The organism is Halobacillus dabanensis (genome assembly GCF_900114165.1).
In the GTDB taxonomy this organism is placed as follows: Bacteria; Bacillota; Bacilli; order Bacillales; family Halobacillaceae; genus Halobacillus; species Halobacillus dabanensis.
In genome coordinates, this window is the sequence record NZ_FOSB01000007.1 from 47,338 (window position 1) to 63,116 (window position 15,779).

A 15,779-nucleotide genomic window follows, 5' to 3' on the forward strand; every position below is an offset into this window, starting at 1 on the left:
CTGTCGTACCAGGTCATACATATTTTGGAAATTAAAACACTTGGTTAAGCTTCCATTTTTTCATATGGAAATCCGTTTGTCTGGAAGCTGTGAATTCGATGTTGTCATTGTTAGGGTCTGGGTAGAAACGAGCGGTAAACACTTTCTTTCCTTTATTAACAAAAACTTCGATGGACGAGGTATCCACAAAGATTTGTAAATCATTCAACTCCAGAAGCTTTGTTTGTCTCTTTTCCATCACACCATCCACATAACTTTTTCGTTCGACCGTAAAAATTTGTCGCTCCCTGGAATAGACGAGACGACCCGCACCACCGAATTCAATCGCAAACCATCCGTCTTTAACATCAATATCTTTCAACTGGACCTCGACAGCTTTCCCTTCGACTCCTTCGAGCTTGCGACATTCCTGATTCAGCTCCACTTCATGTTCCACAACTTCCTTTGAACGTAGGTTTTCCAGTTCCTTCACAGGAGTTTGATAGATCCTGCCATCTACAAGCGTCAATTCACGCGGCAGTGTCATGTTATGCAGCCACTGACGTTCGACAGTCGGGTGGTCTTGTTCGTTTTGGTCCGGGACACTCATCCAAGCGAACATCAACCTGCGACCATGCTCGTCCTCTGTTGTCTGTGGTGCATAAAAGTCAAAGCCCTGATCAAGCTCATAGAAATCACCGTGATCAAAAGTCACCTCTTCCGTATCAAACTTCCCTACAACATAACCGGCCTGATAGGTGTTCTGATATTTCATTCCCTCCGGTTCCAACCCTTGTGGGGAGAAAACGAGAACGTCTTGATCAGCTAATCCAAACAAATCTGGGCATTCGAACATATATCCGAAATCACCAAGCTGCCCTTTTCCGCCGCCTGCTATAATGCCAAGGTGTTTCCAGTCCTGTACATTATCAGACGAAAAGAGCGCAACAGCACCTTTTAATTCTTCGGTTTGTGCACCGACAACCATATAATACGTACCGTCCTGCTCCCACACTTTCGGGTCACGGAAATGAGCCGTGTACCCTTCCGGCAGATGGATGACAGGACCTTTTTTGTCAAAATGAATGCCGTCATTTGAAGTCGCTAAGCATTGATATGTTTCACGATTCCCTTCTTCATCCTTCACGTTCCCTGTATAAAAGACGAACAATTCCCCGTTATAGTCAATGGCACTCCCTGAGTAGCAGCCATTTTCCTCAAACCATTCCGCTGGAGTAAGTGCGATATCTTCGTGCTGCCAGTTCACCAGATCTTGAGATGTGTAATGACCCCAAAATTTTGCACCATGTCCCGCGTGAAAAGGCATCCATTGATAGAAAAGGTGATACGTTCCTTTCCAATGAACCCAGCCGTTCGGGTCATTCAGCAAACCGACGGGTGGCATCAAGTGATAATGCAGTCGGTAAGGATCGAGATCGACCTGTTCCTGGTATTTTTCTATTTCTTCATAGGCAGCCTGACGTAACTCTTGATCTTTACTCATCGATTCCTCTCCTTACTTTTACAGCTGTTTTTTCACTTCTTCCAATCTAGGAAGGGCGGTCATGGCACCTTTCGTGGAAGCTGCCAAGGCACCAGAAACAGAAGAAAACTTCGCCATCTCCACCGCTTCAGCAAGCGTCATTTCCTTGATGTCACCATTGTATTCGTTCAAAGAATACAGCATTCCGGAAACAAAGGCGTCACCGGCACCTGTTGTATCCACCGCTTTCACCTTCCTGGCCGGTACATGCTCAAAACCGTCAGAGGTACAAACATAACTGCCATTTGCCCCCATTGTGATGAGAGTAAGAGGAATATCATAGGCGGAGAGCTTCTCAAGTCCACTCTGCATGTCTGTTTCACCAGTGATGAATTCAAGTTCTTCTTCAGATATTTTCAGAAAATCCGCTTCTCCCAGCATCGATGCAATCGTCTCACGTGCCTGATCTTCGGAACTCCAAAGCGGTAAACGCAAATTCGGATCATAAGAGACAATCATTCCTTTTCGTTTAGCCAAAGAAACTGCATGACGCGTCGCTTCCTTAACCGTGTCTCCAATCATGGAAATCGAACCGAAGTGAAGCACTTTGTGGTCATCAAAATCAACATCCTCAATTTCAGCCGGCTCTAGGAACTGATCGGCGCTTGGATTTATATAAAAATCAAAGCTGCGCTCTCCGTAAGCGGCATTCGTGACAAAAACAACTCCTGTCCGCACATCCGGCGTCAATAACATGCGGTGTGTCTGTACCCCATACTCATCTAACGTCGTCTTCAAAAAGCGCCCTAATACATCTTCCCCGACTTTACCTAAAAATGTAGACTTCGCACCAAGTCTGGCTACCCCTACTGCTACGTTCGCCGGAGCACCACCTGGGCTTTTTTGATAGTTCGTGTTCGTTGGATCTAATGGAATAAAGTCGATCAATGCTTCACCGAGCGAGATGATACCTTTTTTCATTTTTCAGCCTCCTCCAAAAGTCATTCTATTGTTATTATCTTGCATTCCTCTATACAAAACAAATCCTTACCAGCTCCATCCGCCAGTAAGGACTTGTGCCCCTGTTCCTTTACTTCACTTCTTCTTTCCATCCAAGAAGCAATGTAGCAATAACAGCGCCACCAATGGCTATCAAGCAACCGATGCCATAGTTAATTGGATCCTGTGCAATCGCGAACATCGGTAAACCAGTCAAGCCAATTCCATTCGCCATCACCTGCGTGAACACCACGTACGCTCCCCCAAGCGCACCACCGATAGCTGCACCGATGAATGGGCGACGGTGTTTCAAGTTAACACCGAAAATTGCCGGTTCTGTAATCCCAAGAAAAGCAGAGATTCCAGCTGGAAGAGCAATTTCCTTTGTCTTTTTGTTTTTCGTCTTAAAAAAGACCGCTAACGTTGCCCCACCTTGGGCTACGTTGGCCATCGCCCAGATTGGCAGTAAGTAGTTCCCGCCGACATTCAAGAGTTCCGCTTCAATCGCGTGGAAACTGTGATGAACCCCTGTCAGTACGATGGTAGAGTACAACCCACCAAAGATGAGACCGGCAATCGGCCCAGCCGTCTCATAGACAATACCAAGGACAGAAGTCAAACCATTACCGAGCATGCGCCCAAGTGGTCCTACGACCAATAAAGCAACAAAACCGGTGAAAATGACCGTCAAGAACGGTGTCAGCAATAGATCGATCGCATTTGGTACAATTTTCCGGAAACCTTGCTCCATCTTCGCCATTACATAGACTGTTAAAAGAACTGGAATGACTGTTCCTTGGTAACCGAGCATTTCTACCCCGAAACCGAGAAAATCAAGTGTTTCCGGCTGTGCATCAGAAAGTCCCCACGGATTCAAAAGGGACGGGTGGGTCATAATTCCACCGATGACAGCACCTAAGTAAGTATTCCCGCCAAATTCCTTGGCAGCACTAAAACCGATCAGAATCGGCAGAATGATAAAGGAAGCAGAAGAGAACATGTCCAGCATGACGAACATGCCACTCTCCGGGTCTACCCAGTTGTACGTATTCATCAGACCGAGTAGTCCCATCAACATACCTGCAGCCACAATCGCCGGGATAATAGGGACGAAGATGTTAGAAAGCGTCCGGGCGAAACGAGCGAACGGATTCATTTTTCGTTTCGCTGCATCTTTATGGGAGACGTCTTTTCCACCTTCCTCTTCTTCCATCGAAACTCCTACAAGTGGACCAAAGTGAGCAAAAACTTTATTTACCGTACCTGTTCCGAAAATGATCTGGAACTGCCCGGAACTTGAAAAGGCCCCTTTTACGCCATCAAGTTCTTCAATGGCTGATTTATCAATTTGACTCTCGTCATCAATAACGAGACGGAGACGTGTGGCACAATGAGTGGCACTTACAACATTGGCCTTTCCACCTAGCAATGGAACCAGCTTTTCTGCTACTTCTTTATGATTCATGATATTTTCCCCCTTTTTTTGGACAATAAAAAAGACCTAAAACGCGCACAGTACGCACAGGTAAGTCGAATACACGAGTTACCTCTGTCACTCTACACATTTTAGGTCTTGCCTGCTTAAACAGTAACAATCCTACAATATTAAGCTTTTAACACTTCTTAGTCTATATCATGTAAGCGTTACCGTCAACGCTTTTATCACAAAATTTTTCTTGCACTGTCTGCCCCTCTGAGCTCAGAGACCGTGAGTATTCCTCTCAAGGAGGTGGGTGAAATTCGGACGTTTCCCTTTATGCCCTTAAAAGCCGTTGAATGTGCAAAGCGATGTAGGCGATCTCGGAATCTGGAAAAGTAATCCCGTATTCTTCTTTTAAATACCGCGCTACCTCAGCCGATGTTTCATAAGCTTCTTTATACTTTGTTTGAATTAAATCGAGCATATCTTCATCAATCGGTTCAAAGTTACTGCCTTCCTCGACTCTATTCAAGGCAAAACGCAGATGAGTGATCAATCGCTGATAGTTAATACTCGTATCCTCAATTGTAATTCCTACGGTCTCTTCGACTTTCTCAACGAAATCACGGAGTACCGTCGCCGTTTGAAGGGATTCACTCATGGATGGTGAGTCCATCTTAGCAGTATGGACGTGGAGAGCGATATGAGCGACTTCATCCATTGGAATATCGACCCCCAGTTCTTTCTTTATCTCCTCCTTAGCCCACATCCCGACATCGAATTCTTTTTTATAAAGGAACTTAATTTCATTCGTCAATTTATTTTGAATAGGGAATCCTTGCTCGAGCCTCTCAAGCGCAAAGGATAAGTGGTCCGTCAAAGCGATATGAATATGATCATTTAGCGGCGCCTCTAAATATCCCTCTGCATGGCTGATGATACGCTCTGCAATGTCAATATGTTTCTCAGGCAGCGTCGCTAAGATTTGTTGGAACTTCTCTGATGACTTATCGCGCAAGAGGAAAACCTTTTCTACTTTACTTTTCGGTACAATGTCGTTACGCTTTTTTTGAAAGGCGATTCCCTTGCCCATCACGATTTTTTCTTGGGATCCATCATAGACAACGACAGCGTTATTGTTCAAAATTCTAAAAATACGCATGCTAGCCCTCCGGTTGAATCATTACTTCTTAGATATTACCACGAAGAGCTGCCTTGAAGATATGATATTGGTTTATTCCTGTCTGAATAGAAAAAAGCCGTTTAGCCAGCCTATTAAAGAAGAGAGAAGAAATATTCAGCACATTTGCCATCAGTAACCACCAGTCCCCATTATTCATGAATAATATAATTTCCTGATGTGGACCTAATTTTCGACAGATTTGTGTCTTTGTTGACAAACATTAGATTTTATATAATAATGGTTACTGAATTAGAATTATTATAAAAAGCTGCGTAAACATACGCTGCTTACAAACATTACAGGAGGAATTCTACTATGTCTCTAATCGGAAAAGAAGTACAACCATTCCAGGCAAAAGCATTCAAAGATGGTCAAGATTTCATCGATGTAACAGAACAAGATTTCAAAGGTCAATGGAGCGTTGTTTGCTTCTACCCGGCAGACTTTTCATTCGTTTGCCCAACAGAATTGGAAGACCTTCAAAATAATTACGAAACACTGAAAGAACTAGGTGTAGAAGTTTACTCTGTTTCTACAGATACACACTTCGTACACAAAGGCTGGCATGACAGCTCTGAAAAAATCAACAAAATCAAATATCCAATGATCGGTGACCCATCTCAGCAACTATCCCGTCAGTTCGACGTATTGAACGAAGAAGACGGCCTAGCTGATCGCGGTACTTTCGTTATCGACCCAGACGGCGTCATCCAAACAGTAGAAATCAACGCAGGCGGAATCGGCCGCGATGCAGACAACCTTGTCGGTAAAATCAAAGCCGCTCAATATGTACGCAACAACCCAGGCGAAGTTTGCCCAGCGAAATGGGAAGAAGGCGAAGAAACACTTACGCCAAGCCTTGATCTAGTCGGCAAAATTTAAGGAGTGAAACATCAATGGTCCTCGATGCACAAATAAAAGCACAATTAGAAGAGTATCTAAAGCTTTTAGAAGGTGACATCGAACTGAAAGTCAGCGCGGGAGACGATAAAGTCTCCCGTGACATGCTGGCTCTCACGGATGAGCTTGCATCCATGTCACCTAAAATTACTGTACAAAATAAAGAAATGAAACGCACACCAAGCTTCAGTGTGAACCGTCCTCAAGAAGAAACAGGTGTCACGTTTGCCGGCGTTCCGCTTGGTCATGAATTCACGTCCCTTGTACTTGCTTTACTGCAAGTGAGTGGCAGAGCACCAAAAATCGACGATACGATGATCGATCAGATCAAAAACATTTCCGGTGAGTTCCATTTCGAAACCTATGTCAGCTTAAGCTGCCATAACTGTCCGGATGTCGTTCAGGCTCTGAATATCATGAGCGTGCTGAACCCTGGTATTACGCACACAATGATCGACGGTGCAGCATTCAAAGAAGAAGCGGAAAACAACAACGTCATGGCAGTTCCATCTGTTTATCTTAATGGAGAATTCTTCAGTGGAGGACGCACGACACTTGAGGAAATTGTTGCGAAAATCAGTGAAGGACCATCTCCAGAGGAATTCACCAACCGTGATCCATACGATGTTCTTGTTATTGGTGGTGGACCTGCAGGTGCGAGTGCAGCTATTTATTCTGCGCGTAAAGGTATTCGTACCGGAATCGTTGCCGAACGCTTTGGCGGTCAGGTTCTTGATACGATGACGATTGAAAACTTCATCAGTGTAAAAAGCACGGAAGGACCGAAGTTTGCAGCAAGCCTCGAAGAACACGTCAAGGATTATGAGATCGATATCATGAATTTGCAGCGTGCGAAAAGCTTGCAAAAGAACGACGACAACATGTTCGAATTGGAACTCGACAATGGTGGTGTACTGAAGAGTAAAACCGTCATCATCTCCACAGGGGCACGCTGGCGTCAAATCGGCGTTCCTGGCGAAGAAGAGTTCAAGAACAAAGGTGTCGCGTATTGCCCGCACTGTGATGGTCCATTGTTCGAAGGCAAAGACGTTGCAGTGATCGGTGGAGGGAACTCTGGTGTCGAAGCAGCAATCGACCTTGCAGGCATCGTTCAGAATGTGACTGTACTTGAGTTCGCAGGCGAATTGAAAGCTGATGAAGTCTTACAAGAGCGTTTGAATAGCCTCCCGAATGTCGATGTTAAAACGAATGCACAAACAACAGAAATCACTGGTGATGATAATGTGAACGGAATCACATATATCGACCGTGCATCTGGTGAAGAACAACACGTCGACCTTGAAGGGGTCTTTGTCCAAATCGGTCTTGTACCGAACACGGAATGGTTGGATGAGTCAGTTGAGAGAAACCGCATCGGTGAAATCATCACAGATAAACGCGGAGCAACAAGCGTCCCTGGTTTATTTGCTGCCGGTGATGTTACCGACAGCCCGCACAATCAAATCATCATTTCAATGGGGGATGGAGCCAATGCTTCTCTCGGTGCATTTGATTATTTGATTCGTAACTAATAGGTTCATAGATTACTAAAAATCCCGGATTTGTTCAAGCCAAATCCGGGATTTTTTCATGGCTCATAGCCAACAATAGTAAAGCAGGGCCCATGAAGAGCCCTGCTGTTTATTTTTATATATTTGCATGTGTGAATAGATCATGTTCATCGGTGCTTGGAGACGAATACTCCGTAGTCACAGCTCCTGCCTCCCCGGCCTGAAACCAGTGCCTGGTATTCGGAGGGATTGTATATTGATCGCCCGCTGTAAGGATGATTTCATGGGCTGCTGTAAAATATTCTTGATCTCGCTCCGGTGGCTGAACTTTAGGGTGTTCGGTCGGCTCTCCTTCTACGTACAAGTAAACCGTACCGAATTTCACTCGAAATGTTTCCTCCTTGCCGGGATCCCCGTCTGTCACCGGCGGGTGCAAGTGTTCCGGACAAGTTTGACGCGGAAATAACACCCATTCCTTCGCACAGTAGCGGTCAGTATTGATATAGATAAACAATTGCAGACCTACCTCATCCAACCGATTGAGACCGAAATCATTCACCTCGATCGATTGAATCTCCTCATCACTCAAGATTACATCTGCCTTCTGAAAATATTCATTAACTTTCCGTTGGACTTCCCGTTCAGGTAATTCATTCAAATACATGCCAAATCACCACCTTATTCTACGAGGTCATAATCTGGCCACCATTGACATGAATGCACTGACCAGTCATATAAGAACCTTCTTTTGAAGCTAACAACACATATGGACCTATCAACTCTGAAGGCTGACCAGGACGGTTCATCGGGGTATCGGTACCAAACTCGCCAACCTTCTCTTCATCGAATGTGGAGGGAATCAGTGGTGTCCAGATCGGACCCGGTGCCACCATATTGACACGGATTCCTTCTTCCACGAGATTGGCTGCCATGCTGCGGGTAAAGCCGACGATAGCACCTTTTGTAGACGTATAATCAATAAGAGCCGGATTCCCTTTATAAGGGTTAACGGAAGTAGTATTGATGATGGAATTCCCTTCTTTCAAATGCGGCAGCGCAAACTTAGTCAAATGGAAGATGGAGTAGATATTCGTTTTGAACGTCTTATCCCATTGTTCAAAGGAAATGTCTTGAAGGTCTTCCGTCGGATATTGGACCGCCGCGTTGTTCACCAGTATATCGAGCTGGCCGAAGTGATCCACCGTTTTCTCAATTAGCTCCTTGCATGTTTCTTCCTCGGTGATATCTCCTGGCATCAAAAAGCATTTTACGCCTTCCTGCTCGACCCATTCCTTCGTCTGTTGGGCGTCACTCTCTTCTTCGTTTAGATAGTTAATGGCCACATTGGCCCCTTCTTTCGCATAAGCAATTGCGACCGCACGTCCAATTCCACTATCTCCGCCTGTGATCAGAGCGACCTGGTCTAGGAGCTTCTCACTTCCTTTGTAATCAAGCGGCTGAACAGGAAGAGGATCCATTTCAGACTCTATCCCTGGCTGTCTCGCTTGAGTCTGTTTCGGTTGACCGCCGACCTGGCGTTTATTAATATCCATTTCGCATTCTCCTTTATCTTTAATCATTTTGTCTATGTAGAAGGAATACCTCACCTTTTGTGTTTGTAAACACTTGTAACCGGATGCATAGGAAATTTCGATAAAACGAAAGGGGCCCCCACATGTAACACCTCTACAACAAGCAATTGAGAATACAGCTTTCTTATTGAAAAAAAGACGTCCTGCTTTAATAGCAATGACGTCTTTTTTATGGAGAAACAACCTGTCGTACATTTATTTTTTTCTTACAGGTATCCAAATTTCACTTTTCACCGATGACGCGGAAAGATCTTTACTTTTAATGGATAACATTTCAGGCCCTTCAGCTACTTCGTAATTAGAGGATGAAAACCACTCAGAGTAAATTCTGCCCCAAGTTTCCTGCAGTGTATCCGGGAAAGGCCCTTCCGATTCGAATTTGGCCCATGTTAAAGCAGGCACTTCTAGAACTGTAAAATCTTCGGGGCACTCTTTTGTCGTAGCTACACCGATATATTGATCAAGCTCCCCTTTCTCTTCCATTCGTCCTTCCGAAAAGTTTGTGGATGCTTGAATCATTCCTTTTGGTTCAACATTGGAGAGTTGCTTTAATTCATCCACACACCCTTTTGTTAAAGATTTCCACATCTTTGTGATCTCCGGATTTTCTCCTCCGAAAATAATTGGCACTCTTTTCATAATCCCCACTAATCGAAAAGCATCTTTTTGTTCGATTCGATAGTTCATTTCATTCCCTCCTCTTATGGATAATTGGAAGGTCATTGGGGGGTAAGCTTTCAATGGTTTATCACTATTTCTAGCTTCAGAGGGTGTCACCCCATGAAAATGTTGAAAAGCCCTGGTAAACGAATCTGGTGAATGATAGCCATATTTCAACGCAACATCCACGATTTTCACTTTACTATTATAAAGTTCGAACGCAGCAAGGCTAAAGCGTCTTCTGCGGATGTATTCAGATAATGTCATACCGGCAAGGAAAGAAAACATTCGTTTAAAATGATATTCAGAACAATGCGCTATCCTCGCTGCCATCTTGAAATCAATAGTTTCTGTAAGGTTATCTTCTAAATAATTCATGGCATCATTCATGGTCTTAAGCATATCCATCCTCTGACCTCCTTCTCCTTTATCGTAACAGGAGCATGAATATTCCTCCCGACTTTCTGTGCACGGTTATGTAGGATTATCATTACCAGTAAATATATGTACTTTCTTCATTATTTTTGAGCCCGCCCCAATCTATTAGCGAATTAAAGCGGTAGATAAAGGTCAAATATTTACTATCCCTAAAGCAAATCGGAACTCTTTATATACCCACCCACCGCCTTTATTGCTCCTAGATCTCAAAATTTTATGGTACCGTATGAACCCATCACCCCCGATTGAGGTAAATTACAAAGAAATCACTTGGAACCAAAGGGATACATTTAAAAAAAATGCTCTTCCCCTAAAGGAAGAGCAGAGTCCTAAAATAGATTTGGATTGATCATTTCCGGAACATAAAAAGCAATGCTCGGAATAAAAGTAACGGCAAGCAGGACGACAACTACCACCGTAATATACGGAAGCACAGATTTGAATGACCTTTCAATCGGAAGCCTGCCGATTTTAGCGGCCAACAGTAAACATAGTCCATACGGCGGTGTAACAAGTCCAACAGCTAACGTCATGATCGTAATGATGCCTAGTAAAATCGGACTGACATCAAACGTAATTGCAACGGGAAGCACGACCGGAATAAACAAAATCATTGCAGGAATAGCATCCATAAATGTTCCTACGAAAAGGAAGAATCCGATGATGATCAATAAGAAAATCCATTTGCTGTCAATGTTATTGGCGAAGAACTGTTCTGCCCAAACGGACAATTGATAGTAACTCATCAATTCACCCAGAGCATTAGCTGCTGCCAAAGCAAACAATGATAAGGAGCTTAGTGTCAACGTATCTACGAAAATCTTAGGAAAATCCTTAACCTTCAATGTCTTATAGTAAAACATACCGACAATAACGGTATAGATCGAAGCAAAGGCGGCTGCTTCTGTGGCAGTAAAAATACCTGTAATGATTCCACCGATCAGAATGACAGGTGTCATTAGCGCCGGAATAGTGTCCAAGAACTGTTTAATGAAGTTGGACATCGATGCTCTTTGATAGGTTGGGTAGTCTCGTTTTAATGCAAGGAGATAGACGATCACCATCATACTCAAACCTATAAGAATACCAGGGATGATTCCTACGAGAAAAAGAGCCCCAACCGAAACATTCGTCAGTCCAGCATAAATGATCATAGGAATACTTGGTGGAATGATGACCCCGATTGTTGAAGAGGCAGCCGTGACCCCGACAGCTGTCCCGGTATCGTACCCCTGTTTTTTCATGTTCGGAATCAAAATCTTCCCGACACCCGCTGTATCTGCCTGTGAAGCACCGGAAACCCCGGCAAACAGCATTGATACGAGAATGTTAGCATGAGCAAGTCCTCCACGGATATGCCCCACAAGTGATAATGAAAAGTCAATCAATTTTTGAGAAATCTGACCACTGTTCATCAAGTTAGCTGCCAAGATGAATAGTGGCACAGCCAACAGAACAAAGGAATCTAGGCCGTTCAGCATTTTGACTGGAACCGTAACTTCAGGAATATAAGGAACATTGAAAATACCTATCATAGCAACAATTCCAATAACAAACGCAATCGGAATTCCGATGATCATCAATAAGATGAATAACACGACTAATAATGGCCCGATCATTCTGCAACCTCCTCTGTGTTGAAGTTTTTAACATTTCGAAAAATATGGGCAAGCGTGTAAATAAACATGGTAGCTCCCATGATCGGGACAGAAATCCAAACATATCCCATCTTCATAAACTCCAAAGAGACCCATTCATAGCCCCAGAAGTTTTGAACCGCCTGGATACCGAAATAAAAGATGCCGAAAGTGAATACTAGTAAAATCAAATCATTGACGAGGTAAAGACTGTTTTTACCCTTTCCTTTTAACTTCTTCAATAGGAAGTCAAATTGGAAGTGCTCTCGTCTATTCAGCATGACCGCAGCTCCCATGAATACAGACCAGATAAAAGAATAGGTCGCTACTTCTTCTGTCCAAATCGCTGAGATCCCTGTAAATCGTGTGAGTACTTGGATGACAATAGTGATAAAAAAAGTGATGAGAAACAGGACTCCGATTGTTAACTGAATTCGTTCAAGCCATTTAATCACTGTTATAAAACCTCCTAATTAAAGAAGTGAAAAGGGAAGGGCACCACGGCGGTACCCCCCGTCTTTTTGCTTCTCTTATTTCAATTCATTAATTTTGTCCAAAAGGTCTTGAGCTCCGATTTCTTCCGCACGTTTTTCAATAAGCGGTTTAGCCAGATCTATAAATGGCTGACGATTTATATCGTTCACTTCCGCACCATCATCAATAGCCTGCTGCTTGTATTCTTCTTCCTGTTTATTAACTGCTTCACGTTCTTTTTGGACAGAAGCTTCTGCTGCTTTCATGATTGCTTCCTTTTGTTCCTCTGAATAGTTTTCAAATTTCTTGCCATTGATTAATAAAAAGCGAGTTGTGTAATCGTGCGCTGTTTCTGTCACAAATTTTCCGTTATCTGTCTTATGGTGGTTTTCCTGAACAAAGTAAGGGTAAGAGTTTTCAGAAGCATCGACAACGCCCTGTTGAAGTCCCTGGTATAATTCGCCCCAGGCTACAGAAGTCGGTACGGCTCCCGTCTGCTCCCAATAGTCAGCGATTGCACCGGAGGTTTGAGTACGGTACTTCACTCCTTCCAAATCATCCATAGACTCCAGAGGCTTTTTGCCGTAATAATGGCGAACCCCTGCTGACCAGTAGCCTAGCAATTTAAAATCATTGTTTGATTTTTCATTAATGATGCTGGCCATCTCTTCACCTACTTCTCCATCCACGACATTTTCCCAGTGATCATAGTTCTCGAATACATATGGAAGTGCGAAAAGATCGATTTCGTCTATTCCCGTTTTGGTCATGAATCCTGGAGAAACCAGCACGACATCTGCCGCACCGAGCTTTAACTTTTCAACGAGCTCCGACTCACTTGTTCCTAATGTACCTGCGTGTACTTCTACTTCAATATTGGCATCCGAACTCTCTGCAGATTCTTTAAATGCTTCCATCCCAATCTGATAAGGGTTTTCAGGGGAGGTCTGGTTGTGAGCGGCGACTATTTTCAGTTTCCCATCTCCAGAAGCTCCACTAGCTTCGTCGTCCCCACCGCATCCTGTCAATGCCAATACACCTGCAATCATCATAACTAGCAAAAGTGATAAAGACTTTTTCATCATTTATTCCTCCTCATTTATAATTGAATCCGCTTACAATTAAATGGAAACTACCCCTTAAACAGCTATATAGCTTTTTTCCATATACGATTGCGCCATATAATAGTTGTATCTCCTCACTAACAAGTGTCTCTGTAATAGGGGGAATTCACTTCCTCTGCCTTTCTGATCAGAGAAATGGCTTGCTCCTCTGTCAGACGATCTAACAGATTTATAGATTGTCCCTCTTATTCCAAATTAGCGTGTCGTTTTGCCATTTGTTCGTGAGTGTGACCTTCCTGCTGTTTAACAGCATAAATGATTACCGCATCAAGCATCAGATGAACAGATTGATCAAACTGATTACCAAGGGGCTGAATCGTGTCTGGTTCTTCCTGCAATCGCTTTTTTGTGGCTGCTGGAACAACCAGTGTCAAATTGCTTTCTTCTGCTATGGCAGATTTCGGATTGGTGGTAACAGCTGCTATCACAGCACCCGCTTCTTTGGCGCTTAAAGCAAATTGATGTAGGGATTTTGTAGAACCTGAACCGGAGATTACAACTAGCAAATCTCCCTTTTCGATACTTGGTGTTATCGTCTCGCCTGTAACATAGACGGTAAACCCTGCATGCATCAGTCTCATGGCAAAAGCTTTCCCCATCAATCCTGACCGCCCCTCTCCTGATACGAAAATCCTTTTAGCAGAAAGAAGATGGTTAGCGAGCTCTTCCGCCTGGTCTTCTTCTATATTAGAGAGCACGTGCTGGATTTCATCGCTGACGGTTTGAATCGTTTGCTTCATAGTTTGTTATCATTCCTTTCATTTTCACGGCTGTATCCTGACGGTCTGAGCTTTTTGTAATGCCACTCCCAACAATCAGCGTATCTGGCCGGTGGTCGAGTATCGATGGAAGGGATCCAAGGTTAATTCCACCTGCCACCGCCACTTGTAAATGGGGATAATGTTTAACAAGGGTAAATAAATCTTCCTCCTGCATCTCGCCTGTTTCCTGCATATCCTTACCGAAGTGCAGACTGACTAGATCAACTCCGATGTCAGAAAGTTCGCGAATGCGAGCCTCATCCTTTACGCCAAGCAAATCAATCATTATTCTCCCATGGAAATCCTCCGCAACTTTCAAGGTATCTTTAATCGTCTGGTCTGCAGAAAAGGACATCACAGTAGTGATATCTGCTCCCGCTTCAAATGCTTGCACTGCCTCATGTTTTCCAGCATCACATGTTTTCATATCAGCAACTAGCGTCTTATGCGGAAACGCTTTCTTTATCTCCCTGACTATCTCCATTCCATACTCCTTAATTACCCCTGTGCCGACCTCTATCCAGTCAATGGACTCCTTCGTATCCTCAATCGCCTGGAAGCAATCCTCTCTAGACATCCGGTCTAAAGCAAGCTGCAAATTCATCCTTATCCCTACCTTTCGACGTATTCTCTTTCGCCTAGCTGTACGAGTACTTCACCAAGCTCTGGTAGTCCTTCATTATCTCCATAAACACTAACGACCATCGACCCAATCGTATTGGCAAAATGAAGAGTTCTCTCTAGGGACCATCCTTGAAGCATCCCATAAATAAACCCGGCATTAAATCCATCGCCCGCCCCAACGGTATCAACGACTTTCTTCGGAGGGCGTGGAGGGACCATCAAGGATAGACCGCCCATGCTGCCAAAGGCTCCCTTCTCTCCTTGCTTGATAGCGACCGTGGATATCCCATATCGTTCACATGCAGCAACAATTTTGTCTGACTGGTTAACACCGAAAAGAAGCTCTGCTTCCTCGACACCCGTCAGGATGATGTCCACATAAGGGAGAAGCTGTGACAATGACTTTTGAGCTTTCTCTCGATCCCATAGTTTAAGTCGAATATTGGGGTCAAACGATACAAGGGCGCCATTATCTTTGGCAATTGTAACCGCCCTCTTTAATAACCTCAGATTTTTCTCTGGGTCAATAGCTGCAAAGACGCCTGTGATATGAAGGATTTTTGTTTGCCTTATCGCATCCACATCCAGTGTTTGTTCTGTCAATGTCTTCGTTGGAGAATCTGCTCGGTAGTAAAAAGTACTTCCACTGCCATCTTCACGGATTTCCTTGAAGTTAAGAGAAGTCGGATACCCATCCACAAGCTTAACAGCCGAAACGTCAATCCCTTCCCCTCTGGCAAAATTACGGATATACTTTCCAAATTCATCATTACCGAGACGACTGATCCATCCAGTATTAAGGCCAAGGCGAGCACAGCCAATGGCAAAATTGAACTCTGCACCTCCTGCCTTCCTTTCAAATGAGTGGACATTTCGTAAGGGACCATTTCTAGTTGGGTCGAACGTGATCATGGCATCACCAATGGTTAAAACATCCTTCATCCTTCTTCCCCCTTTTCTTTTTCTACATTGTCAATAGTACTGTTGAGAGCAA

At 43.9% G+C, this 15,779-nt stretch carries 15 protein-coding genes; 2 read left to right on the forward strand and 13 right to left on the reverse strand.

Annotation, left to right across the window (positions count from 1 at the left end):
* Positions 1-31: 31 nt before the first annotated feature.
* The 4 genes from BMZ58_RS21340 to BMZ58_RS12910 all read right to left on the reverse strand — a co-directional run bounded on the left by BMZ58_RS21340 (position 32) and on the right by BMZ58_RS12910 (position 5,043).
* Entirely contained in the window at positions 32-1,483 is a 1,452-nt protein-coding gene (locus BMZ58_RS21340; protein ID WP_083412761.1) for a glycoside hydrolase family 32 protein, read from the reverse strand.
* An 18-nt stretch (positions 1,484-1,501) separates the two neighbouring features.
* Positions 1,502-2,443 carry an aminoimidazole riboside kinase gene (locus BMZ58_RS21345; protein ID WP_083412763.1) on the reverse strand — a complete coding sequence of 314 codons (942 nt, stop codon included), beginning with the start codon at positions 2,441-2,443 and terminating at the stop codon, positions 1,502-1,504.
* Between the two features lie 109 nt (positions 2,444-2,552).
* Positions 2,553-3,926, reverse strand: coding sequence for a sucrose-specific PTS transporter subunit IIBC (locus BMZ58_RS12905; RefSeq protein ID WP_075036975.1), 1,374 nt, complete (start codon positions 3,924-3,926; stop codon positions 2,553-2,555).
* A gap of 289 nt (positions 3,927-4,215) precedes the next feature.
* Entirely contained in the window at positions 4,216-5,043 is an 828-nt protein-coding gene (locus tag BMZ58_RS12910) for a PRD domain-containing protein (protein WP_075036976.1), read from the reverse strand.
* A gap of 336 nt (positions 5,044-5,379) precedes the next feature.
* Between BMZ58_RS12910 and ahpC the strand changes: the two genes are divergently transcribed.
* Both ahpC and ahpF read left to right on the forward strand, forming a co-directional pair.
* Positions 5,380-5,946, forward strand: a complete 567-nt coding sequence (gene ahpC / locus BMZ58_RS12915) for an alkyl hydroperoxide reductase subunit C (protein WP_075036977.1) — start codon at positions 5,380-5,382, stop codon at positions 5,944-5,946.
* A gap of 14 nt (positions 5,947-5,960) precedes the next feature.
* The gene (gene ahpF / locus BMZ58_RS12920; protein ID WP_075036978.1) at positions 5,961-7,496 is read left to right on the forward strand and encodes an alkyl hydroperoxide reductase subunit F; all 1,536 of its coding nucleotides are present in this window, start codon (positions 5,961-5,963) and stop codon (positions 7,494-7,496) included.
* Between the two features lie 115 nt (positions 7,497-7,611).
* Here ahpF and BMZ58_RS12925 read toward each other — a convergent pair whose 3' ends face one another.
* The 9 genes from BMZ58_RS12925 to BMZ58_RS12965 form a co-directional block, all read right to left on the reverse strand.
* Complete coding sequence (locus tag BMZ58_RS12925; RefSeq protein WP_075036979.1) at positions 7,612-8,139, reverse strand: cupin domain-containing protein; 528 nt, start codon at positions 8,137-8,139, stop codon at positions 7,612-7,614.
* A 19-nt stretch (positions 8,140-8,158) separates the two neighbouring features.
* On the reverse strand, positions 8,159-9,028 hold the full coding sequence (locus BMZ58_RS12930) for an SDR family oxidoreductase (protein WP_075037152.1): 870 nt from the start codon (positions 9,026-9,028) through the stop codon (positions 8,159-8,161).
* A gap of 234 nt (positions 9,029-9,262) precedes the next feature.
* Positions 9,263-10,135, reverse strand: a complete 873-nt coding sequence (locus BMZ58_RS12935; RefSeq protein WP_075036980.1) for an AraC family transcriptional regulator — start codon at positions 10,133-10,135, stop codon at positions 9,263-9,265.
* 359 nt (positions 10,136-10,494) lie between these two features.
* Complete coding sequence (locus tag BMZ58_RS12940; protein WP_075036981.1) at positions 10,495-11,784, reverse strand: TRAP transporter large permease; 1,290 nt, start codon at positions 11,782-11,784, stop codon at positions 10,495-10,497.
* Positions 11,781-12,257 (reverse strand): TRAP transporter small permease, encoded by a 477-nt coding sequence (locus BMZ58_RS12945; protein ID WP_075036982.1) that lies wholly within the window; start codon positions 12,255-12,257, stop codon positions 11,781-11,783. The genes BMZ58_RS12940 and BMZ58_RS12945 overlap by 4 nt, the downstream gene beginning before the upstream one ends.
* 75 nt (positions 12,258-12,332) lie before the next feature.
* Positions 12,333-13,358, reverse strand: a complete 1,026-nt coding sequence (locus BMZ58_RS12950) for a TRAP transporter substrate-binding protein (RefSeq protein WP_075036983.1) — start codon at positions 13,356-13,358, stop codon at positions 12,333-12,335.
* Between the two features lie 227 nt (positions 13,359-13,585).
* On the reverse strand, positions 13,586-14,140 hold the full coding sequence (hxlB, locus tag BMZ58_RS12955) for a 6-phospho-3-hexuloisomerase (protein ID WP_075036984.1): 555 nt from the start codon (positions 14,138-14,140) through the stop codon (positions 13,586-13,588).
* Positions 14,109-14,765, reverse strand: coding sequence for a 3-hexulose-6-phosphate synthase (hxlA, locus tag BMZ58_RS12960; RefSeq protein WP_075036985.1), 657 nt, complete (start codon positions 14,763-14,765; stop codon positions 14,109-14,111). The genes hxlB and hxlA overlap by 32 nt, the downstream gene beginning before the upstream one ends.
* Before the next feature lie 8 nt (positions 14,766-14,773).
* Positions 14,774-15,727 carry a sugar kinase gene (locus tag BMZ58_RS12965; RefSeq protein ID WP_075036986.1) on the reverse strand — a complete coding sequence of 318 codons (954 nt, stop codon included), beginning with the start codon at positions 15,725-15,727 and terminating at the stop codon, positions 14,774-14,776.
* Positions 15,728-15,779: the final 52 nt, after the last annotated feature.